Source organism: Actinoplanes flavus, assembly GCF_017592555.1.
GTDB classification, from domain to species: Bacteria; Actinomycetota; Actinomycetes; order Mycobacteriales; family Micromonosporaceae; genus Actinoplanes; species Actinoplanes flavus.
The window spans coordinates 126432-152028 of sequence record NZ_JAGFNS010000006.1 but is presented as its reverse complement, the minus strand read 5'-3'; the positions used below and the strand labels follow the sequence as shown (position 1 = coordinate 152028).

The 25597-nt window shown below is 70.9% G+C and carries 20 protein-coding genes; 12 read left to right on the top strand and 8 right to left on the bottom strand.

From position 1 onward, the window contains the following. Nucleotide 1 precedes the first annotated feature (1 nt). Nucleotides 2-718 carry a ComF family protein gene (locus tag J5X75_RS11080; protein ID WP_208467263.1) on the top strand — a complete coding sequence of 239 codons (717 nt, stop codon included), beginning with the start codon at nt 2-4 and terminating at the stop codon, nt 716-718. 280 nt (nt 719-998) lie between these two features. Then, nucleotides 999-1616 carry a ribosome hibernation-promoting factor, HPF/YfiA family gene (gene hpf / locus J5X75_RS11075; protein ID WP_208467262.1) on the top strand — a complete coding sequence of 206 codons (618 nt, stop codon included), beginning with the start codon at nt 999-1001 and terminating at the stop codon, nt 1614-1616. Here hpf and J5X75_RS11070 read toward each other — a convergent pair. Beyond that, on the bottom strand, nt 1605-2546 hold the full coding sequence (locus J5X75_RS11070) for a GNAT family N-acetyltransferase (protein WP_307798021.1): 942 nt from the start codon (nt 2544-2546) through the stop codon (nt 1605-1607). The genes hpf and J5X75_RS11070 overlap by 12 nt on opposite strands. A 186-nt stretch (nt 2547-2732) precedes the next feature. Here J5X75_RS11070 and secA point away from each other — a divergent pair, with 186 nt between their 5' ends. Next, entirely contained in the window at nt 2733-5636 is a 2904-nt protein-coding gene (secA, locus tag J5X75_RS11065; protein ID WP_208467260.1) for a preprotein translocase subunit SecA, read from the top strand. Between the two features lie 213 nt (nt 5637-5849). Here the strand turns inward: secA and J5X75_RS11060 are convergent, their stop codons facing one another. Together J5X75_RS11060 and J5X75_RS11055 are read right to left on the bottom strand one after the other, a co-directional pair. After that, entirely contained in the window at nt 5850-6326 is a 477-nt protein-coding gene (locus J5X75_RS11060; RefSeq protein WP_208467259.1) for an Hsp20/alpha crystallin family protein, read from the bottom strand. Between the two features lie 113 nt (nt 6327-6439). After that, entirely contained in the window at nt 6440-6631 is a 192-nt protein-coding gene (locus tag J5X75_RS11055; protein WP_208467258.1) for a hypothetical protein, read from the bottom strand. Between the two features lie 244 nt (nt 6632-6875). On the opposite strand from J5X75_RS11055, the gene J5X75_RS11050 reads away from it, so the two are divergent. Next, nucleotides 6876-7757, top strand: coding sequence for a TIGR03560 family F420-dependent LLM class oxidoreductase (locus J5X75_RS11050; protein WP_208467257.1), 882 nt, complete (start codon nt 6876-6878; stop codon nt 7755-7757). 180 nt (nt 7758-7937) lie between these two features. Next, nucleotides 7938-8972 carry a LacI family DNA-binding transcriptional regulator gene (locus J5X75_RS11045; RefSeq protein ID WP_208467256.1) on the top strand — a complete coding sequence of 345 codons (1035 nt, stop codon included), beginning with the start codon at nt 7938-7940 and terminating at the stop codon, nt 8970-8972. Here J5X75_RS11045 and J5X75_RS11040 read toward each other — a convergent pair. The 3 genes from J5X75_RS11040 to J5X75_RS11030 all read right to left on the bottom strand — a co-directional run bounded on the left by J5X75_RS11040 (nt 8962) and on the right by J5X75_RS11030 (nt 12105). After that, nucleotides 8962-9858 (bottom strand): carbohydrate ABC transporter permease, encoded by an 897-nt coding sequence (locus J5X75_RS11040; protein WP_208467414.1) that lies wholly within the window; start codon nt 9856-9858, stop codon nt 8962-8964. The two genes, J5X75_RS11045 and J5X75_RS11040, sit on opposite strands and share 11 nt — an antisense overlap. A 10-nt stretch (nt 9859-9868) precedes the next feature. Beyond that, entirely contained in the window at nt 9869-10714 is an 846-nt protein-coding gene (locus tag J5X75_RS11035) for a carbohydrate ABC transporter permease (protein WP_238487688.1), read from the bottom strand. A gap of 80 nt (nt 10715-10794) precedes the next feature. Next, a complete protein-coding gene (locus J5X75_RS11030) occupies nt 10795-12105 on the bottom strand; it encodes an extracellular solute-binding protein (protein WP_208467254.1) in 1311 nt (436 codons plus the stop codon). A gap of 290 nt (nt 12106-12395) precedes the next feature. Here J5X75_RS11030 and J5X75_RS11025 point away from each other — a divergent pair, with 290 nt between their 5' ends. The 6 genes from J5X75_RS11025 (at nt 12396) to J5X75_RS11000 (ending at nt 20662) form a co-directional block, all read left to right on the top strand. Further along, nucleotides 12396-14780 carry a beta-glucosidase gene (locus J5X75_RS11025; protein ID WP_238487687.1) on the top strand — a complete coding sequence of 795 codons (2385 nt, stop codon included), beginning with the start codon at nt 12396-12398 and terminating at the stop codon, nt 14778-14780. A gap of 47 nt (nt 14781-14827) precedes the next feature. Further along, nucleotides 14828-16033 (top strand): PP2C family protein-serine/threonine phosphatase, encoded by a 1206-nt coding sequence (locus tag J5X75_RS11020; protein ID WP_208467253.1) that lies wholly within the window; start codon nt 14828-14830, stop codon nt 16031-16033. Nucleotides 16034-16174: 141 nt separating this feature from the next. Beyond that, nucleotides 16175-17611, top strand: coding sequence for a gamma-aminobutyraldehyde dehydrogenase (locus J5X75_RS11015; RefSeq protein WP_208467252.1), 1437 nt, complete (start codon nt 16175-16177; stop codon nt 17609-17611). Between the two features lie 2 nt (nt 17612-17613). Next, entirely contained in the window at nt 17614-18882 is a 1269-nt protein-coding gene (gabT, locus tag J5X75_RS11010; protein ID WP_208467251.1) for a 4-aminobutyrate--2-oxoglutarate transaminase, read from the top strand. Between the two features lie 48 nt (nt 18883-18930). Next, nucleotides 18931-19386 (top strand): Lrp/AsnC family transcriptional regulator, encoded by a 456-nt coding sequence (locus J5X75_RS11005; RefSeq protein WP_183222112.1) that lies wholly within the window; start codon nt 18931-18933, stop codon nt 19384-19386. A gap of 4 nt (nt 19387-19390) precedes the next feature. Then, complete coding sequence (locus J5X75_RS11000) at nt 19391-20662, top strand: NAD(P)/FAD-dependent oxidoreductase (protein WP_208467250.1); 1272 nt, start codon at nt 19391-19393, stop codon at nt 20660-20662. Here J5X75_RS11000 and J5X75_RS10995 read toward each other — a convergent pair whose 3' ends face one another. Then, a complete protein-coding gene (locus tag J5X75_RS10995) occupies nt 20663-22759 on the bottom strand; it encodes a GAF domain-containing protein (protein WP_208467249.1) in 2097 nt (698 codons plus the stop codon). 80 nt (nt 22760-22839) lie between these two features. Then, nucleotides 22840-23268, bottom strand: coding sequence for a response regulator (locus tag J5X75_RS10990; RefSeq protein WP_208467248.1), 429 nt, complete (start codon nt 23266-23268; stop codon nt 22840-22842). A 170-nt stretch (nt 23269-23438) separates the two neighbouring features. Between J5X75_RS10990 and J5X75_RS10985 the strand changes: the two genes are divergently transcribed. Next, complete coding sequence (locus J5X75_RS10985) at nt 23439-25526, top strand: glycoside hydrolase family 3 protein (protein ID WP_238487685.1); 2088 nt, start codon at nt 23439-23441, stop codon at nt 25524-25526. Nucleotides 25527-25597 lie beyond the last annotated feature (71 nt).

Sequence of the window (25597 nt, the reverse complement as noted above, 5' to 3'; positions counted from 1 at the left end):
CATGCTGCTGGCGGACCTCGCGGATCTGGTGCTGCCGGCCGCCTGCGCGGGCTGCGGGGCGGAACGGGTGCGCCTCACCTACGGCGTCTGCGGCGACTGTGTGACCGAACTGGAGGGCCTGCGCCCGCGGGCGGCCGAACCGGTGCCGCCGCCGGCCGGCTTCCCGCCGTGCATGGCGGTCGGGACCTATGCGGGTGCGCTGCGGGGCGCGCTCCTGGCGTACAAGGAGAAGGGCCGGCACCGGCTCGCCCGGCCGTTGGGCACACTGCTGGCCGGCGCGGTGGCCGCGCTGGCGCCCCGGGACCGGCCGGTGGTCCTCGTTCCGGTCCCGTCCACCGCTGCGGCCCGGCGGGAGCGGTACGGCGATCACATGGCCCGGCTGGCCGGACACGCGGCCCGCCGGTTGCGGTCGGCCGGCTATCTGGTGAACGTGGTGCAGCCGCTGCGGGCCCTGCCGCGCCCTGACTCAACGTCACTGGATGCGCACGAACGGGCGACAGTAGCTGTAAATTCGCTGCGAATGATTCCCCGGATCGGCGTTCTGCGACGCGACGGCCGTTGGCGAGGCACTCTTGTGGTGGCGGATGACATCGTCACCACAGGGGCCACACTGGCCGCGGTGGCACGCCGGCTTGAGGAGGCGGACATGCAGGTCACAGGTGCCGCGGTGCTCGCAGCGACAGAGTTGCGCACGTTTTCCCCGCGTTTTCGGCTGTGATCGGCGTCCGGGTTGCCGATAGAGGCGAATGTCAGCCATCCGGTATCCCGAACGAGGGGTGACTGACGGCCATAGGCAGGTTAGCGTCTAGGTGACGAGGGTAAGTCGATCAACTTGCCCGCCACCGGGAGCGCACGAGTCAGGGCTTGTTCGCCGCACCGGAAAGGAGTCGTCTCACTCACGTAGGCCGCGTCGGTTCTCGTCACGCGGCGTCTTCACCGAGCAGCTCGATGCGCCGTGGTTCGGCGCCCGCCAAGCACAACGTTGGGGGAGGTCACGAGTGGACATTGTCGTCAAGGGCCGCAACGTAGAGGTTCCCGACCATTATCGAGAGCATGTCGCCGACAAGCTGAGCAAGGTCGAACGTTACGACCAGAAGCTGATGAGGGCGGACGTGGAGCTGTTCCACGAACGCAATCCGCGACAGTCCGACATCTGCCAGCGGGTCGAGATCACCGTCAGGACGAAAGGGCCGGTGGTCCGCGCCGAGGCGCAGGCACAGGACTTCTACGCTGCCCTGGACTGTGCGATCAACAAGTTGGACGCCCGGCTGCGTCGCTCCGCCGACCGTCGCCGAGTGCATCGCGGACGGCACGCGCCGGTCTCCGTCGCCGCGGCCACCGCAAACCTCCCCACCGATCTGACCGGTGGACGGACCGCCACGCTCACCGAGCCGGAACTCGACAACGAGCCCTCCGAGCACGAGGACAACCAGCCGTGGCGCATCGTCCGGGAGAAGGAGCACTCGGCCGAGCCGATGACCGTCGACGACGCCCTCTTCCAGATGGAGCTCGTCGGTCACGACTTCTATCTGTTCCTTGACAAGGAGAGCGGGCGGCCCAGTGTGGTGTACAGGCGCCGCGGATACGACTACGGCATCCTCAGCCTAGGCATGTGAGGTTCCCGCGCCGGAGGCCTGTGCGAGCAGGTCTCCGGCGAGGAGCACGTACTGCACGTCGTCGAGCCGGCCACCGTCCGGCCCGGGCAGACGCTGCCGCTGGTAGGCCTCGCGCGTGAAGCCGGCCTTCTCCAGCACCCGCTGCGAGCCGATGTTCGTCGGAAGCGCGCCGGCCACGAGACGGACGATGTCCGTCTCGGCGAAGACCCAGAGGGCGAGCAACTGCGCCGCGCGGGTGGTCAAACCCCTTTTCCGGTACGCCGGAAGCGTGCTGTAGCCGATCATCGCCTGAGCCAGCGGCGGTTCCTGGTAGTACAGATCGATCTCGCCGGCCGGCCGGCCGGTCGCGGTGTCCACGATGACGAGATCGGCCCGGCTCCCGGTGAGCCACTGCGTGGCGGCCCGCGAGCAGCGCCGGCGAATCTCGTCGGCCGGCTTGGGCTCGGGCGGCACGCTGGTCGTCACCACGTCCGGCACGCTGTGCAACTCGGTGTAGAAGTCGACGTCGCCCTCGCCGAGCGGGCGCAGCGTGATCACACCGTCGGACAGTTCGCCACCGGGCAGGTCGGGCAGCAGGCGGGGCGCCGGCTCCCCGCTGTCGGTCGCCAGACGGGAGTAGACCAGCAGCTCGGGCGTGCCGCGGCGGATCCCCTCCCGGGTGTAGCCGGCGTTCAGCGCGACCCGCAGGGCGACCGGGTTGTCCCACGGGATCAGCAGCTCCAGCCGCTCCCGGTCGCGCAGGGCGAGCCGGCTCACCTCGCGCAGCGCGGCGGTCGCCACGCCGCGCCGCCGGGCCGCCGGCACGACCTCGACGGTCACCCGGTCCCCGCTGAGGGCCACCCGGCCGAGGCGGTCACCGGACCGGGTGCCGACGATCTCGTACGCCCCGTCGCCCGCGTCCTCGAGCCGCACTTCGCTGTTCTGATCCACGGGGACATCCTCGTCCGGGACGCGCCCGGGCGCCAAACAGCTTGCAAATGAGTCGAGGGATGCGCTGTCAGCGAACTTCATGGCGCATTTCGCCCCTTTTGTGAGTTTCACGGGAGGCTCGGGTCACAGGTCCACGGGGAAGGTGCCTACGATGGTTCAGCAGACTGTCTAGGGGAGCGTTGACCCGTGTCGATATTGGAAAAGATTCTTCGCGCCGGCGAAGGCCGCATGGTGCGACGGCTCAAGGCGATCGCGGACGCGGTCAACTCGATCGAGGACGACTATGTCGACCTGACCGACGACGAGTTGCGCGAATGCACCCAGCAGTTCAAGGAGCGCTATCAGGACGGGGAGTCACTCGACTCGCTGCTTCCCGAGGCCTTCGCGGTGGCCCGGGAGGGCGCCAAGCGGGTGCTCGGCCAGCGAGCGTACGACGTCCAGCTGATGGGCGGCGCCGCACTGCACTTCGGCAACATCCCGGAGATGAAGACCGGTGAGGGCAAGACCCTGACCGGCGTGTTCCCGGCCTACCTCAACGCGTTGAGCGGCAAGGGCGTGCACATCATCACGGTCAACGACTACCTCGCTCAGCGTGACGCCGAGTGGGTCGGCCGGGTGCACGTGTTCCTCGGCCTGACCGTCGGCGTCATCCTGCCGAACCGTCCGGCCGCCGAGCACCGCGCCGCCTACGAGTGCGACATCACGTACGGCACGAACAACGAGTTCGGCTTCGACTACCTGCGCGACAACATGGCGTGGTCGAAGACCGAGCTGGTGCAGCGCGGGCACAACTTCGCGATCGTCGACGAGGTCGACTCCATCCTGATCGACGAGGCCCGGACCCCGCTGATCATCTCCGGCCCGGCCGAGCACTCCGCCCGGTGGTATGGGGAGTTCGCCCAGATCGTCGCGCGGCTCCAGCCGGGCAAGGACGGCGAGGGCGACTACGAGGTCGACCACGCCAAGCGGACCATCGCGATCACCGAGCGCGGCGTCGCCAAGGTCGAGGACCGGATCGGCATCGACAACCTGTACGAGTCGGTGAACACCCCGCTGGTCGGCTACCTGAACAACGCCATCAAGGCCAAGGAGCTGTACAAGCGCGACAAGGACTACATCGTCAGCCCCGAGGGCGAGGTCCTGATCGTCGACGAGTTCACCGGCCGCATCCTGCACGGCCGCCGTTACAACGAGGGCATGCACCAGGCCATCGAGGCGAAGGAGGGGGTGGAGGTCAAGCAGGAGAACCAGACCCTCGCGACCGTCACCCTGCAGAACTACTTCCGCCTCTACGAGAAGCTCGGCGGCATGACCGGTACCGCGCAGACCGAGGCCGGCGAGTTCAACAGCGTCTACAAGGTCGGCGTCGTGAGTATCCCGACGCACCGCCCGATGATCCGGATCGACCACCCGGACGTCATCTACAAGACCGAGAAGGCCAAGTTCAACGCGGTCATCGAGGACATCGCCGAGCGGCACGCCACCGGCCAGCCGGTCCTCGTCGGCACCGTCTCGGTGGAGAACTCGGAGATCCTCTCCCAGCTGCTGCGCCGCAAGGGCATCCCGCACAGCGTGCTGAACGCGAAGTTCCACGCCCAGGAGGCGACGATCATCGCCCAGGCCGGCCGGAAGGGCGCGGTCACCGTGGCGACCAACATGGCCGGTCGTGGCACCGACATCCTGCTCGGCGGCAACCCGGACTTCACCGCCGCGGCCGAGCTGCACCAGCGCGGCCTCGACCCGGTGGAGCACCCGGAGGAGTACGCGAAGGCCCTCGAAGAGGTGCTCCCGCTCGTCAAGGAGGCCACCGAGCGGGAGGCCGCCGAGGTGCAGGCCGCCGGCGGGCTCTACGTGCTCGGCACCGAGCGCCACGACTCCCGCCGCATCGACAACCAGCTCCGCGGCCGGTCCGGCCGGCAGGGCGACCCGGGTGAGTCCCGGTTCTACCTGTCCCTCCAGGACGACCTGATGAAGCGGTTCCGGGCCGGCGCCGTCGAGGCGGTCATGGAGCGGTTCAACATCCCCGAGGACGTTCCCATCGAGTCGAAGATGGTGAGCAAGCAGATCCGCAACGCGCAGACCCAGATCGAGGCGCAGAACGCGGAGATCCGCAAGAACGTCCTCAAGTACGACGAGGTGATGAACAAGCAGCGGCAGGTCATCTACGCCGAGCGCAAGCGCGTGCTCGACGGCGAGGACATGCACGACCAGGTCACCCACATGATCGACGACGTGATCGCCGACATCGTCACGGTCGCCACCGCCGAGGGCTACGCCGAGGACTGGGACCTGGACCAGCTCTGGACCAACCTCAAGCGCCTCTACCCGGTCACCGTCACCATCGACGACATCGTCGAGGAGTCCGGCGGCGAGAAGGGCTCGATCGACCAGGAGTTCCTGATCGAACAGCTCAAGCAGGACGCACAGGGCGCCTACCGCTCCCGCGAGGAGGAACTCGGCGCCGAGGCGCTGCGTGAGCTGGAGCGCCAGGTGCTGCTCGCGGTCATCGACCGGAAGTGGCGTGAGCACCTCTACGAGATGGACTACCTCCAGGAGGGCATCAGCCTGCGGGCCTACGCCCAGCGCGACCCCGTGGTGGAGTACCAGCGCGAGGGCTTCGACATGTTCAACCAGATGATGGAGGGCATCAAGGAGGAGGCGGTCGGCTTCGTCTTCAACCTGGAGGTCCAGGTCGAGGAGCAGCCCACCGTCACCGTCGACCCCAGCCAGGCGTACGAGCTGCCCAAGGTCGGCGAGGAGCCGGACGCCGGCGGCGAGCCCGAGCGGGTCGAGGTGCACGCCAAGGGTCTCGGCGGCTCCAACCGCCCGCAGAACCTCCAGTACACCGCGCCGGCCATCGACGGCGAGGCGGGCGCCGGCCGCCCGGTGATCCAGCAGGAGTCGGCGCCGGTCCAGATCGGCCCCGGCGGGTCACCCGTCCCGGCCAGCCCGGCACACACCGGCGCCGGCTCGCCGAGCCGCTCCTCGGCCTCCCAGTCGGAGTCGAACGGCCCCTCGCGCAACGCCCCCTGCTACTGCGGCTCAGGCAAGAAGTACAAGCGCTGCCACGGAGCGCCCGGCACACCCTGATCCACTCCCGGACGGGCCCCCGGGCCCGCCCCCCGCCCCCCCCCCCCGCCCCCCCCCCCCCCCCCCCCCCCCCCCCCCCCCCCCCCGGCCCGGCCCCCCCCCCCCCCCGGCGGGGGGGGGGGGGGGCGGGGGGGGGGGGGGCCCCCCCCGCCGCGGTGGGAGGAGCAGCCGGGTCGGCGAACCGCCGACCCGGAAGGGCGCCGAGCGGGCGGGTCAGTCGGCCAGAGCCTTGGACTCACCCTCGATGGTCTGCTGCTCGGCGGGCTGGAGCTCCGGCGCGCGGCCGGTGTTGATCTCGATGCGGCGCGGCTTGGCGGCTTCGACGACCGGGATGGTCACGGTGAGGACGCCGTCCTGCCAGGTCGCGTCGATCTTGGTGAGGTCGAGGCCGTCGCCCAGGGTGAGACGGCGCTCGAAGGTGCCGGTGACGCGCTCGCGGCGCAGCCACTGGACGTCGGCGTCGGTGCGGGCGGAGCGCTCGGCACGGATGGTGAGCACGCGGCCGTCGACGTCGACGTTGACCGAGCCGGGGTCGATGCCGGCGAGGTCGCAGTGCAGGACGAAGTGGTCACCGGACCGGTACAGGTCCATCGGCATCGCCACGGCGGTGCCACCGCCGACGCCGGGGGCGCCGAGCATCTGGCCGGCCAGGCGGTCGAACTCGCGGAAAGGATCGAAAGTCAGCACCACGATGCACCTCCTCTGAACAGCCGCCGGGCGGTCCGGCGGCTCGTGGCGCTCGGCTGACAACTCTCGCCGAGGTCTTCCCTGGAACTCGCTGACCAGGTCCGACAAGACATTTTTTAGCACTGCCAGGCCTCGAGTGCCAACCGTTCCGCCAAGATTTTCTTGACGTGTGAGGGCGCCAGCGGGCGGCTGACGATCCGGGACAGCGGCTGGTCGGGATGCAGGCCGAGGCGCCACAGGGCGCCCGCGTCGACGTGGACGTAGTACCGGCACCACGAGCGGCCGGTCTCCGGGTCGCGGCCGCACATGACGCCGCCGGCGACCTCACCCTCCTCGAAGGGGTCCCAGTCGATGCCGCGGTGGGCCAGTCAATCGGCCAGGGAGAATCGACCGCCGCCGTTCGAGGAGTACACCGTGACCCATCCGCCGTTCATGCCGCCACTGTACGGAACCCGTTGACGATCCGGCAGGGTCAAATCCGCAAAGCCACTAGGAAAACTTCCTCGGCCGCGCGGGGTCCTTCCCGGCGAACGTCTGGGTAGGTTAAAGATCATGAGTATGCGTTTCGGGGTGTTCGTGCCCCAGGGATGGCGGATGGACCTGACCGAGATCGCCGACCCGGTCGAGCAGTACGAGGCGATGACGGCCGTCGCGAAGCTCGCCGACGCGGGCCCGTGGGACTCGGTGTGGGTCTACGACCACTTCCACACGGTTCCGGAACCGACGATCAACACCACCTTCGAGGCCTGGACCGTCTCCTCGACCCTGGCCCGCGACACCAGCCGGGTGAACATCGGCCAGATGGTCGGCTGCAACGGCTACCGGCACCCGGCCCTGTACGCCAAAATCGCCTCCACCGTGGACGTGGCCAGCCACGGCCGCCTGTACGCGGGGCTCGGCGCCGGCTGGTACGAACACGAGTGGAAGGCCTACGGCTACGAGTGGGCCGAGGTCCCCGACCGGATGCGGGCCTTCCGGGAGGCCGTCGAGATCGTGCACAAGATGTGGACCGAGGAGCGCCCGGTCTTCACCGGCCGGCATTACCGCATCGACCAGCCGATCAACGAGCCGAAGGGGGTCCGCAAGCCGCACCCGTCGCTCTGGCTGGGCGGCGGTGGCGAGAAGGTGACTCTCAAGCTGGTCGCGCGGTACGCCGACGGCTGCAACTTCGCCAACGGCGACCCGGAGGTGTTCCGGCAGAAGGCGGCCGTGCTCCGGCAGCACTGCGACACGCTGGGCCGCGACTACGACCGCATCGCCAAGTCGACGAGCTACCACCTGGACCTGGCCGAGCCGACCGCCGACACCATCGGCAAACTGGAGCGGCTGGCCGAGGCGGGCGCCGACTACGTGATCGTCTACATCCCGCGGGTGGCCTACGACCACGAGCCGCTGCTGCGCCTCGCCGAGGAGGTCGTCCCCCAGTTCGCCTGAGGTCACTCACCCCTCGTACGGGTCATTCACCAGGGGAAATGTGCGTTTCGCGAGAGGAAACAGAACTGGGAGCGATTCCAGGGTCACCAGGCATTTCTCGGACGGGCGGGGCGTGGCAGAATTCCGGTGCCGGGTTCCGAAAGTTGCAGTCGCGACAGGCCGGCGGTAAGGAGCGCACCCGTGGCCGCTGGCAGGGGAAGAGTGACGATCGCGGCTATCGCCGAAGCCGCGGGGGTTTCGGTGCCCACCGTGTCCCGCGTGCTCAACGGGCGTTCCGATGTGTCGCCGACCACACGTGAGCTGATCGAGCGGTTGCTGCGTGAGCATGACTACCGACCCCGCAACTCTCGGCATCCGGGCCGTGCCCGCCTGGTGGATCTCGTGTTCAACGACCTGGACAGCCCGTGGGCCCTGGAGCTGGTCCGCGGCGTGGAGGACGTGACGCACGCGGCCGGCGTCGGCACCGTGGTGTCGCAGGTGCATCATCGCAGCACCGCGACCCGGCAGTGGCTGCAGAACCTTCGGGCCCGCGCGTCGGACGGGGTCATCTTCGTGACCTCGGACGTGGCCGAGCCCATCCACAGCGAGCTGCACCGGCTCAAGGTGCCGGTGGTGATCATCGATCCGGCCGGCGGCGTGGCGGCGGACGTCCCGACGATCGGGGCGACGAACTGGTCCGGCGGCCGGACCGCGACCGATCACCTGCTGTCGCTGGGGCACCGGCGGATCGGGATCGTGGCCGGCCCCCGCGAGCTGCTGTGCAGCCGGGCCCGGCTGGACGGTTACCGGGCCGCCATGGAGGCCGCCGGCATGGCGGTCGACGAGGATCTGGTGGTGACCGGCGACTTCCGGCACGAGTCGGGTTTCGTGGCCGGCGGCCGCCTGCTGGACCTGCCCGATCCCCCGACGGCGGTCTTCGCGTGCAGCGACCTGATGGCTCTCGGCGTCTACGAGGCGGCCCGCCGTCGCGGCATCCTGGTGCCCGACCAGCTCAGCGTGGTGGGTTTCGACGACCTGCCCGAGTCCCGCTGGTCGTCGCCGCCGCTGACCACGGTGCGCCAGCCGCTCGCCGAAATGGGCGGTCTCGCCGCGCGGACCGTGTTGCGGTTGTCGCGCGGCGAGACCATCGAGACCCCCCGGGTGGAGCTGGTCACCAAGCTGGAGATCAGGGAGAGCACCGCGGCCCCGGCCCGGGGCCGCGGCGTCACTTACTGAAACCGGCGGTCAGACCACTGACCAGCTGGCGCCGCCCGATCGCGTAGAGCAGCACGATCGGCACCGTGGTGAGCGTGACCGACGCGGCGACGGCCGGCACGTTCACGCCGAACTGCGTCTGGAAGGACGCGAGTGCCAGCGGGATGGTCGCCTTCTCCGGGCTCTGGGTGAGGATCAGCGGCAGCAGGTAGCCGTTCCAGATGCCCACCGCGTTGTAGATGACCACGGTGACCAGCGCCGGCCGGGTGAGGGGGAAGGCGAGCCGCCACATCGTCCCCCACTCGGTGGCGCCGTCCATCCGCATCGACTCGAAGAGCTCCTTCGGGACGTCGCGGATGAAGTTGGCCAGCACCAGCACCGACAGCGGGATGGCGAAGGCGATCGACGGCAGGATGATCGCCTGGAGCGTGTTGTACAGCTCCATCTTGATGATGATCAGGTAGACCGGGATGACGACCGCCTGGAGCGGGATCGCCAGCCCCATCAGGAAGATCCCGTTCACTCCCTGGAGGAACCGGTTGCCGGCGCCCCGGACGACCGCGTAGGCGGCCATGAACGAGATCAGCGTCGCCGGCAGGACCGCGCCGACCGTGACGACGACGCTGTTCATGAAGTACCGGACGAAGTCGCTCTCGATCACCAGCTGGTAGTTCTCGAAGGTGAACTCGCTCGGCGGCTTCAGCGGGTTGGTGACGAAGTAGTTCGCCTGCGTCTTGAAGCTGGTGATCACCAGCCAGTAGAGCGGCACCATCACCACGATCAGCCAGAGCCAGGCGAAGCTGCCGCCGACCCAGTTGCGCTCGGCGAACTTGCGGCTCGCCCGGGTGCCGGCGGCCGCGGGTTCCGGGACCTGACCGGCCCGTGTCCCGGCCGGGGTGGGAGTCATGGTCGCCACCTCAGGCTCCTTCCATCTGGCTCTGGTCGGCCCGTCCGCCGATCCGCCGCAGCAGCAGCGAGAGCCCGATGCCGACGAGGACCAGGATGACGGCGATCGCGCTGGCCGGGCCCATCAGGCTGGCCTGGAAGCCGAGCTGGTACATCTGCACGGCGAGCGCCCGGGTGGCGTCGCCGGGACCACCGGCGGTCAGCACCCAGATCAGGTCGAAGAAGGTCAGCGAGCCCACCACCATCAGCGTCGACGACGTGATGATCGTGTACTTGATCTGCGGCAGCGTGATGTTGAAGAACTGCCGGACCCGGCCGGCGCCGTCGATCTGCGCCGCCTCGTACATCGATTGCGGGATCTGCCGGACCGCGCCCTGGTAGATCAGGGAGTGGAACGGGATGAACTGCCAGGAGACCACGAAGATCAGCGTGGCGATGGCCAGATTGGCCTGTCCGAGCCAGTCCTGGTTCAGCGCGTCGATCCCGAGGCCGGCGCCGAGCCCGAAGTTCGGGTCCAGCAGCGACTTGTAGGTGATCGCGATGGCCGCCGAGCTGAGCAGCAGCGGGATGAAGTAGAAGACCGCGAGGAAGCCGCGGTAGCGGCTCTGCCGGGCCATGAACGTCCCGAGGAGGATCGACAGCGGGGTCTGCACCAGCCAGGACAGCGCCATGATCAGGAAGGTGACCCACAGCGCGTTCGGCAGCCCGGGGTTGGTCAGGGCCGCCTTCCAGCTGGTCAGGCCGGTCAGTTCGATGGTCGGGGTGATGCCGTTCCACGTCGCGAAGCTGAGCAGCACCACGCCGAGGAGCGGGACGATCCCGAAGAAGACGAACATGACGAACGCGGGCAGAACCATCCATACCAGGACGGAGTCGCTCCGCCCGCCGCGTGATCTGGTGGGCTCCTGACCGCGCACGACGGGCGGAGCGAGCGTCGTCATTTACCGATGACCCCGTTCATGTTGTCGACCCACTGCTGCGGGCTGACCTGGAGCTGGAACAGCTTGGCGATGTTGTCCAGCAGCACCTCGGCCGCGGTCGGGCTGAGCGCCTGGTCCCACGACTGCGCGAAGGTCTTGGCGCCGGCCGCGATCGCCGACATGTCCTTCTGGAACTGCGCGTCGTCGCCGGTGTAAAGGCTGTCGCTGTTCGCCAGCACCGGCACGCCGCCGGACTTGACCCAGCCGGCCTTCTCCTCCTCGTCGACGAGCGTGGTGGAGAAGAATTTCTTCGCGGTCTCCTTGTCGGCGGCGGTCGCCTTCGAGGAGATCGAGAGGTACTGGCCGGGGTTGCCGACGGTGTTGGACGGGTCGCCCTTGCCGCCGTCGATCGGCGGGAAGTTCATCCAGCCGAGGCCGCCGTCCGGGACGAACTTGCCGCCCTGGGCCTTCTGGATACCGTACGACCAGGAGCCGTGCACCATCATCGCGGCCTTGCCGGTGTAGAGCAGGGCCTGGTCGGCGTTGGTGTCCGCGGCGGTCGAGGCGAAGCCCTTCTGGAAGGCGTTCATCTTCACCAGGTCCTGGACCTTGGTCAGCATGTCCAGCACGGCCGGGTCGGACCAGGAGCCGGGCTTGCCGGCGAAGACGTTGTCGAACACCTCGGAGCCGGCGTTGCGGTCGAGCATGAACTCGAGCCACATCATGTTGGTCCAGCGGGACTGCCCGGCGAGCGAGAACGGCGCGATGCCCTTGGCGTTGAACTTCGGGATCAGGTCGAGGATGTCGCCGTAGGTCTGCGGGGCGCTGACGCCGACCTGGTCGAAGATCTTCTTGTTGTAGTAGAGGACGATCGGCTGGACCGTCTCCACCGGCATCGCGTAGATCTTGCCGTTGACCGTGGCCGCGCCGAACGAGCCGGGCAGCAGCTTGCCCTTGAGAGCGGCGTCGCCGAAGAGGCCGGTCAGGTCCTCGACCTGGCCCGCCTCGACGTAGCTCTTCAGGCCGCCGCCGCCCCAGCCCCAGATCAGCGTCGGGGCCTGGTTCGCGCCCAGCGCCGTCTTGATCTTCTGCTTGTAGGCGTCGTTCTGGAAGAACGTCGGGGTGATCTTGGAATCCGGGTTGGCCTTGTTGAACCGGTCGATGGCGGCCTTGCGGTAGGGCTCGCCCGGCTCGCCGCTCAGCGACCAGTAGCTGGCCGAGCCGCCACCGCCGGATTCGCTGCCGCCGGGTCCTTCGTTACCACAGGCGGCCAGCGCGGCACCCGCGGCGGCTCCGGCGGAGAGGGTCAAGAAATTTCTGCGCTTCACGCTGATCTCCGTACTCGAACGAAGCCGCGGGGCGGCTGACGATACCGCGCGAGTCCTGCCGCAAACTTTTCAAAACCGGTTAAGCTTCCGAAAGTTTCGCGCGACTGCTGCAAATTAAGGTGAGGTTTCGTAAACGTAGAGTTTCGCTGTGACGAGTGTCAAGTCCCTTGCCGTAACAGTGCCCTGAGCGCGAGAGTAGGCGGCATCCCGCAGCCGCTCACGAGCCCTTTCCATGGGCGCCGCCGAGGCCTGGCGCGGCTCGGAAGTTTCGGAAACCATCGGAGGTACCGTTGAGCACAGACCAAGCGCCGCCGCCCGCGTGGCGCGACCCGAGGCTTCCGGTGTCCGAGCGCGTCGGCGCGCTACTCGCCGAGATGACGCTCGAGGAGAAGGTCGCCCAGCTCGGCAGCCGCTGGCTCGGCAAGGACAAGGGGGCGACCGGCGCGGCCGGCCCCGAGCCGGAGGACGGGCACGACGTCGCGCCGATGGAGAGCGAGTTCGGCGCGGGCGAGGCGCTGGAGGACGCCAGCCGGCACGGGCTCGGCCACCTCACCCGGATCTACGGCAGCTACCCGGTGTCGGCCACCGAGGGCGCCGCCGAGCTCGTCCGCCAGCAGCGCATCGTGATGGAATCGTCCCGCCTGGGGATTCCCGCGATCGTTCATGAGGAGTGCCTCACCGGTTTCACCATGCACGGTGCCAGTGTGTACCCGGCGGCCATCAACTGGGGAGCCACCTTCGATCCGGAACTCGTCGAACGAATGGCCGCGGCGATCGGGCGGGACATGGCGGCGCTCGGCGTGCACCAGGGGCTGTCCCCGGTCCTCGACGTGGTCCGCGACTACCGCTGGGGCCGGGTCGAGGAGTCCATCGGCGAGGACCCGTACCTGGTGGCCATGGTCGGCTCGGCGTACGTGCGGGGTCTGCAGAGCGCCGGGGTGATCGCCACGCTGAAGCACTTCGCCGGCTACTCCGCCTCGCGCGGCGCCCGCAACCACGGCCCGGTGCCGATGGGCCGCCGGGAGCTGCTGGACGTCATCCTGCCGCCGTTCGAGACGGCCGTGCGCACCGGTGGCGCCGGTTCGGTGATGAACTCGTACGCCGACGTCGACGGCGTCCCGGCCGGGGCCGACCCGTGGCTGCTCACCGAGCTGCTGCGCGACGAGTGGGGCTTCACCGGCACGGTCGTCTCCGACTACTGGTCGATCCCGTTCCTGGCCGGCATGCACCAGGTCGCCGCCGATGCGGGCGACGCCGGCGCCCTGGCCCTGGCCGCCGGCATCGACGTGGAGCTGCCGGACACCCTCGGGTACGGCGACGAGCTGGTCGCCCGGGTGCGCCGCAGCGAGGTGCCCGAGGAGCTGGTGGACCGCGCGGCCCGCCGCCTGCTGACCCAGAAGGCGGAGCTCGGCCTGCTCGACGCCGGCTGGACGCCGGAGGCCTCGGTGGCCGCCGCCGGCACCGTGACGCTGGACTCCGAGGAGAACCGCCGGCTCGCCCGCGAGCTGGCGGAACGCTCGATCGTGCTGCTCGACCCGGGCACCGCGCTGCCGCTGGCCGGCCCGGGCCGGACCGGACCCGGCCGGATCGCGGTGATCGGCCCGTGCGCCGACGACGCGAGCACCTTCCTCGGCTGCTATGCCTTCCCCAACCACGTGCTGCCCCGCTACCCCGGGGTCACGGCCGGCATCGCGATGCCCAGCGCGGCCGAGTCGGTCCGGGCCGAGTTCCCGGACGCCGAGATCGCGTACGCGAAGGGTTGCGCCGTGGACGGCGACGACCGCTCCGGTTTCGCCGAGGCGGTGGCCGCGGCCGCGTCCGCCGAGGTGTGCCTGGCGTTCGTCGGCGACCTGGCCGGGCTGTTCGGCCGGGGCACCTCCGGCGAGGGCTGCGACGCCGCCGACCTGCGGCTGCCCGGAGTGCAGGGCGAGCTGCTGGACGCGGTGCTGGCGACCGGCACCCCGGTGGTGGTCGTGGTGGTCTCCGGCCGGCCGTACGCGCTGGGCGACCTGGACGGCCGCGCCGCCGGTCTGGTGCAGGCGTTCATGCCCGGTGAGGAGGGCGGCCCCGCGATCGCCGGGGTGCTGTCCGGCCGGGTCCAGCCCAGCGGCCGGCTGCCGGTGCAGATCCCGCGCACCCCGGGCGGCCAGCCGGGCACCTACCTGCAACCGCGTCTCGGGGCCGCGCACACCGGCGTGAGCAACCTGGATCCGACCCCGATGTTCCCGTTCGGGCACGGCCGGTCCTACACCTCGTTCACCGTGGACGACCTGCGGATCTCCGCGGACCGGGTACCGACCGACGCGGAGTTCGCGGTGACCGTCCGGGTCCGTAACACCGGCGGCCGCGACGGCGCCGAGGTGGTGCAGCTCTATCTCGCCGACCCGGTCGCCCAGGTCACCCGTCCGGTGCGGCAGCTGGCCGGCTTCCGGCGGGTGGAGCTGGCCGCGGGCGGCGCCGCCGACGTCACGTTCGCGGTCCACACCGACCGCACCGCCTTCACCGGCCGCGACATGCGGCGTGTCGTGGAGCCCGGCGAACTGCGGATCCTCGTCGGCACCTCGGCCGGGGACCTGCCGTGCGAGGGCTCCGTCGAGCTGACCGGCCCGGTCCGCCCGGCCGGAGCGGACCGCCGCCTGGTGACCGGGGTGGAGGTGCGGCCCGCCGATTCGTGACACCCGGTCGCTCTCCGGCGCCGACGGTGGCCCATTAGGCTTCTGCTGTGCCCCCACGCATCAACGACGACGAGCGGCTGCGCCGTCTCGAAGCGGTCACCGATGCGACGCTGTCCCGCCTGGAGACGTCCGACCTGCTCGACGAGCTGCTGGACCGGGTGCGCGATCTGCTGGACGTGGACACCGCGGCCATCCTGCTGCTGGACCCGCACGCCCGCCAGCTGGTCGCGACCGCGGCCAAGGGCCTGGAGGAGGAGGTGCGGGCCGGCTTCCGGTTGGCCGTGGGCCGCGGTTTCGCCGGCCGGGTGGCCGAGACCCGCCGGCCGGTCCGGATCACCGACGTCACCCCGGACCAGGTGGTCAACCCGGCTCTGCTGGAGAAGGGCGTGCGGTCTCTGCTCGGCGTGCCGATCATGGCCGGGGAGGATCTGCTCGGCGTGCTGCACATCGGCTCGCTGACCCGGCGCGAGTTCGGCGACGACGACGTCAAGCTGCTGGAGCTGGTCGCCGACCGGGCGGCCGTGGCCGGGCGGATCCGCTCGGCGAAACTGGACCGCTCGGCGGCCCTGGCCCTGCAGCGCAGCCTGCTGCCGACCCGGCTGCCGGAGGTGCCCGGCGTCGAGCTCGCCGCGCGGTACGTTCCGGGCCACGCCACCGGCATCGGCGGCGACTGGTACGACGTCTTCCCCCTGCCGTCCGGCTGGCTGGGCGTGGTGATCGGCGACGTCTCCGGGCACGGTCTGGCGTCCGCCGTGGTGATGGGGCGGATCCGCAGCGCGCTGCGGGCGTACGCGCTGATCTGCGACGACCCGGCGGAGGCGCTCACCCTGCTGGACCGCAAGGTTCTGCATTTCGAGGCGGGCAGCCTGACCACCGCCCTCTACGCGATGGTCAGCCCCGCCCGGGACCGTGCGGTGATCTCCTCGGCCGGGCACCTGCGCCCGATCCTGGCCGTGCCCGGTGACCCGCCGGTGCTGGCCGGGGTCCCGGTCGACCCGCCGCTCGGGGTGGCCCACCCGGGCGGGCCGCGGCGCGCCACCGCGGTGCCGATGCCGCCCGGGTCCCTGCTGCTCTGCTTCACCGACGGCCTCGTGGAGCGGCGCGCCCAGGTGATCGACGAGGGGCTGGACCGGCTGCTGCGCATCGTGCGGGCCGACGCGGCGGAGGAGGTCTGCGCTACCGTCATGGCGGACCGGATCGCCGATCCCCCGACCGACGACGTGGCGGTTCTCGCCGTTCGCCGCCGCGATTGACGGCCGGTGTGTCACCGTTCCAGGGCGGGCTGTTTTCCGGTCCCGGGTCAGTGCGGAAATATTTCTCGGACCTCTTGTTCGCCACGGATTCAGCGGAAAAGATGGGGCCGAATGCGCTGATACCACGGCTCAGGAGGCGTAATGACGGCGAAGACGGTGCTGCACAACCTCATCGGGGGCGAGGCCGTCGCACCCGCCGAGGGCCGGTACGAGGATCTCGTCGACCCGTCCACCGGTGAGGTCTTCGCCTCCGCGCCGGTCTCCGGTGACGCCGACGTCGACCGGGCCATGCGGGCCGCCGCCACCGCCTTCGAGACGTGGCGCGACACCACCCCCGGCGAGCGGCAGCGTGCCCTGCTCCGGTTCGCCGGCGCCATCGAGGACCGCGCCGACGAGCTGGTCGCCGCCGAGTCGAAGAACACCGGCAAGCCGCTCGGCCTGACCGCCAGCGAGGAGCTGCCGCCGGCCGTCGACCATCTGCGGTTCTTCGCGGGCGCCGCCCGGGTGCTGGAGGGCCGCTCCGCGGGGCAGTACATGAACGGGTTCGAGAGCTATGTGCGGCGCGAGCCGATCGGCGTCTGCGCCCAGGTCACCCCGTGGAACTATCCGCTGCTCATGGCGATGTGGAAGATCGCTCCGGCGCTGGCCGCGGGCAACGCCGTGGTGCTCAAGCCGTCCGACACCACCCCGGTCACCAGCGTCATGCTGGCCGAGATCGCCGCCGAGTTCCTGCCGGCCGGCCTGTTCAACGTGGTCCTCGGCGACCGGGACACCGGCCGCGCCCTGGTCACCCACCGGACGCCGCGGATGGTGTCGATCACCGGTTCGGTGCGGGCCGGCATGGAGGTGGCCGGCAGCGCCGCCGCCGACCTCAAGCGCACCCACCTGGAGCTGGGCGGCAAGGCCCCGGTCGTGGTGTTCGACGACGCCGATGTGGAGGCGGCGGCCGCGTCGATCGCCGAGGCCGGCTACTTCAACGCCGGCCAGGACTGCACCGCCGCGACCCGGGTGCTGGCCGGCGCCGGCGTCCACGACGACTTCGTGGCCGCGCTGGCCGCCCAGGCCCGGGAGATCAAGACCGGCGCCCCGGACCAGGACGACGTTCTCTACGGCCCGGTGAACAACGCGAACCAGCTGGCCCGGGTGGCCGGATTCATCGAGCGGCTCCCGGACCACGCGGTGCTCCAGGCCGGCGGCGCCCGGGTCGGTGACCGCGGCTTCTTCTACTCCCCCACCGTCGTCTCCGGCCTGCGGCAGGACGACGAGATCATCCAGAACGAGGTCTTCGGCCCGGTCATCACCGTGCAGCGGTTCACCGACGAGGACGAGGCGGTCCGCAACGCCAACGGCGTGGAGTACGCGCTGGCCTCCAGCGTGTGGACGAAGGACCACGGCACCGCCATGCGGATGACCCAGCGGCTCGACTTCGGCTGCGTCTGGGTCAACTGCCACATCCCGCTGGTCGCCGAGATGCCGCACGGCGGTTTCAAGCACTCCGGCCACGGCAAGGACCTGTCGATGTACGGGTTCGAGGACTACACCCGCATCAAGCACGTCATGCACCACGTGGGGGCCTGACCGTGACCTCGTCGGAAGACCTGCACAAGCGGCGGCTGGCGGCCGTCGCCAAGGGTGTCGGCTCGGTGGTGAACGCCTACGTCGACCACGCGCGCCACGGCACGATCACCGACGTCGACGGCCGGGAGTGGATCGACTTCGCCTCCGGCATCGCGGTGACCACCGTGGGCAATGCCGCGCCGCGGGTGGTCGAGGCGGTCCGCGCCCAGGTGGAGCGGTTCACCCACACCTGCTTCATGGTCGCCCCCTACGAGTCGTACGTGGCGGTCTGCGAGCAGCTGATCGCCCTGACGCCGGGCTCGTTCGAGAAGCGGGCCGCGCTGTTCAACTCCGGCGCCGAGGCGGTGGAGAACGCCGTGAAGATCGCCCGGCACGCGACCGGGCGGCCGGCCGTCGTGGTGTTCGACCACGCGTACCACGGCCGGACCAACCTGACGATGGCGCTGACCGCGAAGAACATGCCGTACAAGCACCGGTTCGGCCCGTTCGCCCCGGAGGTGTACCGGGCGCCGATGTCGTACCCGCTGCGCGACGGCGGCCGGTCCGGCGCCGAGGCGGCCCGCCAGGCCGTCGACGTGATCGAGAAGCAGGTCGGCGGGCCGAACGTGGCGGCCGTGCTGATCGAGCCGATCCAGGGTGAGGGCGGTTTCGTGGTGCCGGCGCCGGGCTTCCTGCCGGCGATCGCGGCGTGGGCGAAGGCGAACGGGGCGGTGTTCATCGCCGACGAGATCCAGACCGGCTTCGCGCGTACCGGTCAGTGGTTCGCCTCCGAGCACGAGGGCCTGGAGCCGGACCTGATCACCACGGCCAAGGGGATGGGCGGCGGGCTGCCGATCGCCGGTGTGGTGGGCCGGGCCGAGCTGATGGACGCGGTGCACGCGGGCGGGCTCGGCGGGACGTACGGCGGCAACCCGATCGCCTGCGCGGCCTCGCTCGCCGCCATCGAGACGATGCGCGAGCTGGACCTCGCCGCCGCGGCCCGGCGGATCGAGTCGATCCTGAAACCGGCGCTGGCGGAGCCGGCCGATCCGGGGATCGCCGAGATCCGCGGCCGGGGCGCGATGATCGCGATCGAGCTGGTGCTGCCGGGCGGGATCGAGCCGGACGCCACCCGGACCGCGCGCGTGTCGCGGGCCTGCCACGACGCCGGCCTGCTCACACTCACCTGCGGGACCTACGGCAACGTGCTGCGTTTCCTGCCGCCGCTGGTCATCTCCGACGCCGACCTGGGGCGCGGCATCGAGATCCTCCACGCCGCGCTGCGATCCTGACGGGCGACCCCTTTGCCTACGTCAAGCGCTACAGGGAAGAATCGCGCCGTGACGGACGTGACCCTGGACGACACCAACAAACTGATCATCGAGCACCTGCAGCGCGACGGCCGGATGTCGTACGCGACGCTGGCCAAGACGATCGGGCTCTCCGAGGCGGCGGTACGCCAGCGCGTACAGCGGCTGCTGGACAACGGGCTCATGCAGATCGTCGCGGTCACCGACCCGCTCACGCTGGGTTTCGCCCGGCAGGCGATGGTCGGGCTGCGGGTCAACGGTGACCTGCGCGCCATCGCGGACCGGATCGCCGAGATCCCCGAGGTGGACTACGTGGTGATCTGCGCCGGCCGCTACGACCTGCTGGTCGAGCTGGTCTGCACCGACGACGAGCACCTGCTCGACATCCTCAACGAGAAGGTCCGGGCCATCGAGGGCGTCAGCGAGACCGACACCTTCATGTACCTGCGCCTCGCGAAACAGACATACGCCTGGGGGACCCGGTAACCGTATGAGCAGCCCCTCCTTCTGGCTCGATTCCCTGGGCCCGATCGGGAGACGCCCGCCGCTGGACGGTGACCGGGAGGCCGACGTGGCCATCGCCGGCGGCGGGTACACCGGCCTCTGGACCGCGTACTACCTGGCCCGGGCCGCCCCGCGGAAGAGGATCGTCGTCGTCGACGCGGAGTACTGCGGCTTCGGCGCGTCCGGCCGCAACGGCGGCTGGGCGTCCGGTCTGTTCCCGGTCCCGGAGGCGAGACTGTCCCGCCGTTTCGGGCCGGCGGCGGCCGCCGCGATGACCCGGGCGCTCGAGGACACCGTCGACGAGGTCGGGCGGGTCACCGCGGCCGAGGGCATCGACTGCGACTACGCCAAGGGCGGCGTCATCTCGCTGGCCCGCAACCCGGTCCAGGTGCGGCGGGCCCGGCGGGACCCGGGCTTCGTCGGCGCCGGCGAGGCCCGCGCGATCTGCGCCGCCACCGGCGTGCTCGGCGGCGTCTACAGCGAGCACTGCGCCGCCCTGCATCCGGCCAAACTGGTCCGCGGCCTCGCCGAGACGGTCGAGCGGCTCGGCGTCACCATCCACGAGGGCACCCGGGCCGAGCAGATCAAAACCGGACAGATCACCACCGATCGGGGTACGCTGCGCGCCGCGCACGTGGTGCGGGCACTGGAGGGCTACACCTCCGGGCTCGCCGGTCACCGCCGCGACCTGGCCCCGGTCTACTCGCTGATGATCGTCACCGAGCCGCTGCCCGCGGAGTTCTGGCAGCGGGTCGGCCTGGCCCGCCGGGAGACGTTCACGGACGAGCGGCGGCTGGTCGTCTACGGCCAGCGGACCGCCGACGACCGGCTGGCCTTCGGTGGGCGCGGGGCGCCGTACCACTTCGGGTCCCGGGTCCGGCCGGAGTACGACCGGGCGCCCCGGGTGTTCGAGGCGCTGCGGGCGACGCTCACCGACCTGTTCGGCATCGACCCGCCGATCGCGTACCGGTGGGGTGGGCCGCTCGGCGTTCCGCGCGACTGGATGCCGTCGGTCGGCCTGCGGGACGGGATCGGCTGGGCCGGGGGCTACGTGGGCGACGGCGTTGCGGCCGCCAACCTCGCCGGGCGTACCCTCGCTGATCTGATCATCGGCCGCGACAGCGACCGGACCGCCCTGCCGTGGGTGAATCATCGCTCGCGCCGCTGGGAGCCGGAACCGGCGCGGTGGCTCGGCATCAACGCGGGCCTGCGCGCCACCGCCCTGCTCGACGCCGTGGACCGCCGCCGGGCGGCCTGATCAGGCGCCGGGCGGACCGGCCAGCGGCAGGCGCACGGACACGACCGTCCCGGACGGCCGGTTGTCGGAGAGCCGGATCGTGCCGCCGTGCAGCAGCACGATGGCCCGGGCCAGGCTGAGACCCAGCCCGCTGCCCGGGGTGCCCTGGTGGCGCACGTTGCTGCCGCGGAAGAACCGGTCGAACACCCGGTCGTGCTCGCCGGGCGGCGTGCCGATGCCGTGGTCGGCGATGCACAGGTCGGCCATCGTGTCGTCGGTGCACAGCGTGACGTGCACCGGCTCGCCCGGCGGGCTGTACCGGACGGCGTTGAGCAGCAGGTCGTCGACGACCTGCCGGAGCCGTTCCGCGTCGCCGGGCAGGTGCAGCTCGGCGGGCAGTTCGATGACCAGGGTGAGCCGGTCGGCGGTGCGCCGGACCTCGGTCACCGCGTCGCACAGCAGGGCCACCAGGTCCACCTCGGCGACGTCCAGTTCGAGGTGCCCGGCGTCGAGCCCGGCCAGGTCGAGCAGGGTGTCGGCGATCCGCTGGAGGACGGCCGCGTTACGGGCGACGGTCTCCACCATGTGCCGGGACTCGGCGTCCAGACCGGACGTCTCCTCGGCCAGCAGGGCGGCGTTCGCGGTGATCGAGGTGAGCGGGGTGCGCAGCTCGTGCCCCACCAGGTCGACGAAGTCCGCCTGCGCCCGGGCCAGCTGGCGCGACAGCTCCTCGGCGCGGCGCTGGGCCACGAAGACGCCGACCTGCGCGGCCACCCCGTCGAGCAGCACGGTGAGCAGGTCCGGCTCGTACTCCTGGGTGCCGGCGTAGCAGGTCAGCACCCCGAGCAGGGTCCCGCCGTCGCGGACCGGCACGGCCAGCGCGGTCCGGACGCCACGCCGCAGGCAGATCTCCACCCGTTCGCGCTCGTGGGCGGTCCGCAGATCGGGGCTCGAGCTCAGGTCCGGCACCCAGATCGGCCGCCCGGTCTCCCACGCCCGCCCGGTGATGCCCTGCCCACGGATCGGCGTGTGCCCGAAGAAGCCGTCCGGCTCCACCCCGGAGAAGTCCCAGTGCCCGGCCGCCTGGAGCAGCCCGGTCGCCTCGTCGATCAGGTACAGCTCGGCCGCCGGCCAGCCCAGGGTGGCGGTGACCGCGCGCAGCACCTCGGGGGTCGCCTCGGCCACCGTGCCGGCGCTCTGCAACACGTGCTGCACGGCGATGTGGCAGTTGCGGAACCGCTCGACCCGGCGCAGCGCGGTGACCTCGTGGGCGACCGCCACCGCGCCGAGCGCGTCACCGGTCGGGCCGAGGATGGGCTGCGCGCAGGTGTCGAAGATCCGGGTGCGGTGGCCGGGCCGGCGGATCAGCACGTCCTCGGAGACGACGCACTCGCCGTTGAGGGCGCGGATCAGTGGGCTCTCACCGGGTGGCATCGACCGCTGGTCGGTGGTGGCGAGCAGCCGGTAGGCCTCCGCCTCGAACTCGGGCGCCAGCGGCCCGTCCGGGCCGAACCCGATCACCTCCCGCACCGAGCGGTTGGCGTAGACTATCCGGCCGGAGCGGTCGCAGGCCACCACACCGGCCTCCATGCTCTCCAGCAACGTGGCGTGGAAGGCGCTGTCGTCCTGGACCCGGATCGTGTCGGCGACCGCGGTGAGGATCTCGGTCTCCTCGCCGGTCCAGTCCCGGGGACGGCGGTCCAGGACGGCCAGCGAGCCGATCGGGCGGCCGTCGCGGTCGCGGACCGGCACGCCGAGGAACGCCCTGATCCCGAACTCGACGACGAGCAGGTGCCTGCTGAGGATCTCGTCGGGTTCCGCGGTCATGTCGCGGCTGAGGATGACCCCGTCGGCGGAGACCGCGTACTTGCAGACCGAGTAGGCCAGCGGGGCACGGCGCGGCAGGCTCAGCTCGTGCGGGATGGCGTACTCCCCGACGAACAGCTCCTCGTCCTCGGTGATCAGGCAGACGCAGGCCATCGGGGTGTGCAGCAGCCGGGTCACCAGGCGGGCGGTGTCGTCGAGGGGGGTGGACCGGCCGGGTAGCGAGAGGAGGGCACGGTCGACCGCACGCAGACGACCCGGATCCGTCAGCACCGCCTCGTCGAGCACCACCATGACCCGCCCGATTCTCCCGACCGAGGCCCGTGGCCACGGGCTGTCACCATCCTAGCCCGATCCCTATATTCCATACATTTTCATACTGAAACAGGCAGGTCGGCGGGACAGCGGGAGTCAACCGTGTCATGGTCGTGCGGCCCGATCGTGACCAGCTCCTCCATGGTCGCCAGCAGTTGGTCGTTGGGGCAGGGCTTGAGCAGGATGGCGCACACCTTCGAGGAGCCGGCCCGCGGATCCCCGGGACGCAGGTGCCCGCTCAGGATCGCCACCGGGATGTGCCGGATCCCCTTGTCCTCGTGTGACCGGATGGCGTCGATCAGTTCCCAGCCGTCCATCCGCGGCATGCCGAGATCGGTCAGCACGACGTCCGGCCGCTGTTCGACGATCGTCTCGAACGCCGTCCATCCGTCCGATGCGCGAAGGACGGTCATTCCGGCTCGTTTGAACACCCGGGCCAGAACCAGGGAGATGTCCTCGTCGTCCTCGGCGATCAGCAATGCGACCATGTCAGCTCCGTCGGAAGTGCTTCGTCCCAGCATGCGCCAGCCGGCCGCGACCCGGGGCGTTTCCGGGCGATTACGAACGCGGATGCCGCCGCCCCCGCGACCCGCGGAACGGGCGGCCGGATCCCTCCGGCAGACTCGGAGCCGCTGCACCCGAACCATCAGGGGGACGAATGCGATCACGGAACCGGCTGGCGGTGCTCGGGGGCATCGTGCTGGCGGCGGCCGTCGTGACGGGCGTGGCCACCGCGCTGGTACGCGACGGCTCCACCGCCGAGGACGCCGGCGCGCTCTACCTGGACGCCGGGCAACCCGTCGAGAGCCGGGTCGCCGACCTGCTCGGGCGGATGACCCTGGCCGACAAGATCGGCCAGATGACCCAGGCCGAGCGGGTCAAGGTGGCCGGCGACCCGCACCTGGTCACCGAGTGGCGGCTCGGCTCGGTCCTCTCCGGCGGCGGCTCGGTGCCCGACCCCAATACGCCGCAGGCCTGGGTCGACATGATCAATTCGCTCCAGCGGGCGGCGCTCGCCACCCCGCTGAGGATCCCGCTGCTCTACGGCATCGACGCGGTGCACGGCAACGGCAACGTGCACGGATCCACCGTCTTCCCGCACAACGTGGGCCTCGGCGCCGGCCGCGACCCGCGCCTCGTCGAACAGGTCTACCAGGCCACCGCCCGGGAGATGCTGGCCACCGGCATCCGGTGGGACTTCGCGCCGTGCGTCTGCGTCTCCCGCGACGAACGGTGGGGGCGGGCCTTCGAGAGCTTCGGCGAGGATCCCGCCCTGGCCGGCCGGCTCGGCGGCGCGGCCGTCGACGGCCTCCAGAAGAACGGTGTGATCGCCACCGTCAAGCACTACGCGGGCGACGGCGACACCGAGTACGGCACCGGCGACAGCGACTACGCCATCGACCAGGGCGTCACCGTCACCAGCCGCGCCGACTTCGACCGCGTCGACCTGGCGCCGTACGTCTCCGCCGTCACCGAACACGGCGTGCGGAGCGTCATGCCGTCCTACTCCAGCGTCGACTGGACCGAGGACGGCACCGGCAACCCGGTCAAGATGCACGCCGACCGGGAGCTGATCACCGGCAAGCTCAAGGGCGACCTGGGCTTCGACGGCTTCGTGATCACCGACTGGGAGGGCATCCACCAACTGCCCTCCACCGACCCGGACGGCACCCCCGAACCCACCCCCAGCCAGGTCCGCGCCGGAGTCGGCGCCGGCATCGACATGTTCATGGAGCCGCACACCGCGCCGCGCTTCCAGGAGGTGCTCGAGGCCGAGGTGGACGCCGGCCGGATCGGCACCGACCGGATCGACGACGCGGTCCGGCGGATCCTCGCCGTCAAGTTCCGGCTCGGGCTCTTCGAGAACCCGTACGCCACCCTCGGCGACGTCCGCGGCACCGAACACCGGGCGCTGGCCCGCACCGCGGCCGCCCGATCGCAGGTGCTGCTCAAGAACAGCGGCGACGTACTGCCGCTCGCCGCCGACGCGAAGATCTACGTGGCCGGCCGCAACGCCGACGACATCGGCAACCAGGCCGGCGGCTGGACCATCGACTGGCAGGGCCGCAACGGCGACATCATCCCCGGCGCCACGATCCTCGACGGCATCCGTGAGGTCGCCCCGGGCGCGACCGTCACGTACAGCGCCGACGCCTCCGCGCCGGTCGGCGGCTCCGACGTCGGTGTGGTCGTGGTCGGCGAGACGCCGTACGCCGAAGGTTTCGGTGACGTCGGCAGCGCGACCTGGACGCGCGGCACCGAGGAGCAGAAGGAACCCAAGTCGCTCACCCTGCGACCCGCCGACCGGGCCGTGGTCTCCAAGGTCTGCGGCGCGGTCGCCGAGTGCGTCGTCCTGATCGTCTCCGGCCGTCCACAGGTGATCAGCGACCAGCTCGGCGAGATCGACGCCCTGGTCGCCTCCTGGCTGCCCGGCAGCGAGGGCGGCGGTGTCGCCGACGTCCTCTTCGGTAGGCGGCCGTTCACCGGCCGCCTACCGATGAGCTGGCCGGATTCGGTGAAGCAGGTTCCGGTCAACGTCGGCGACCGGGGGTACGAGCCGCTGTTCCCCTACGGCTGGGGCCTGCGCACCATGGCTTCGCCCGACGCCCGGGACGCCGCCCAGGAGAAGGCGGCCGGTGGGCGGGCGCCGGACGGCTGGCAGCAGCGGTTCGCCGAGGCCCAGCTGGCCGAGGAGTCCGGCGACACCGCGAAGGCCACCACCCTCTGGACCCGGCTCGCCAACTGATCCTCCCGCCCGCCGTCACACCTCCGGCCGGGGGGGGGGGGGGGGGGGGGGGGGCGGAGAGCCACACCCCC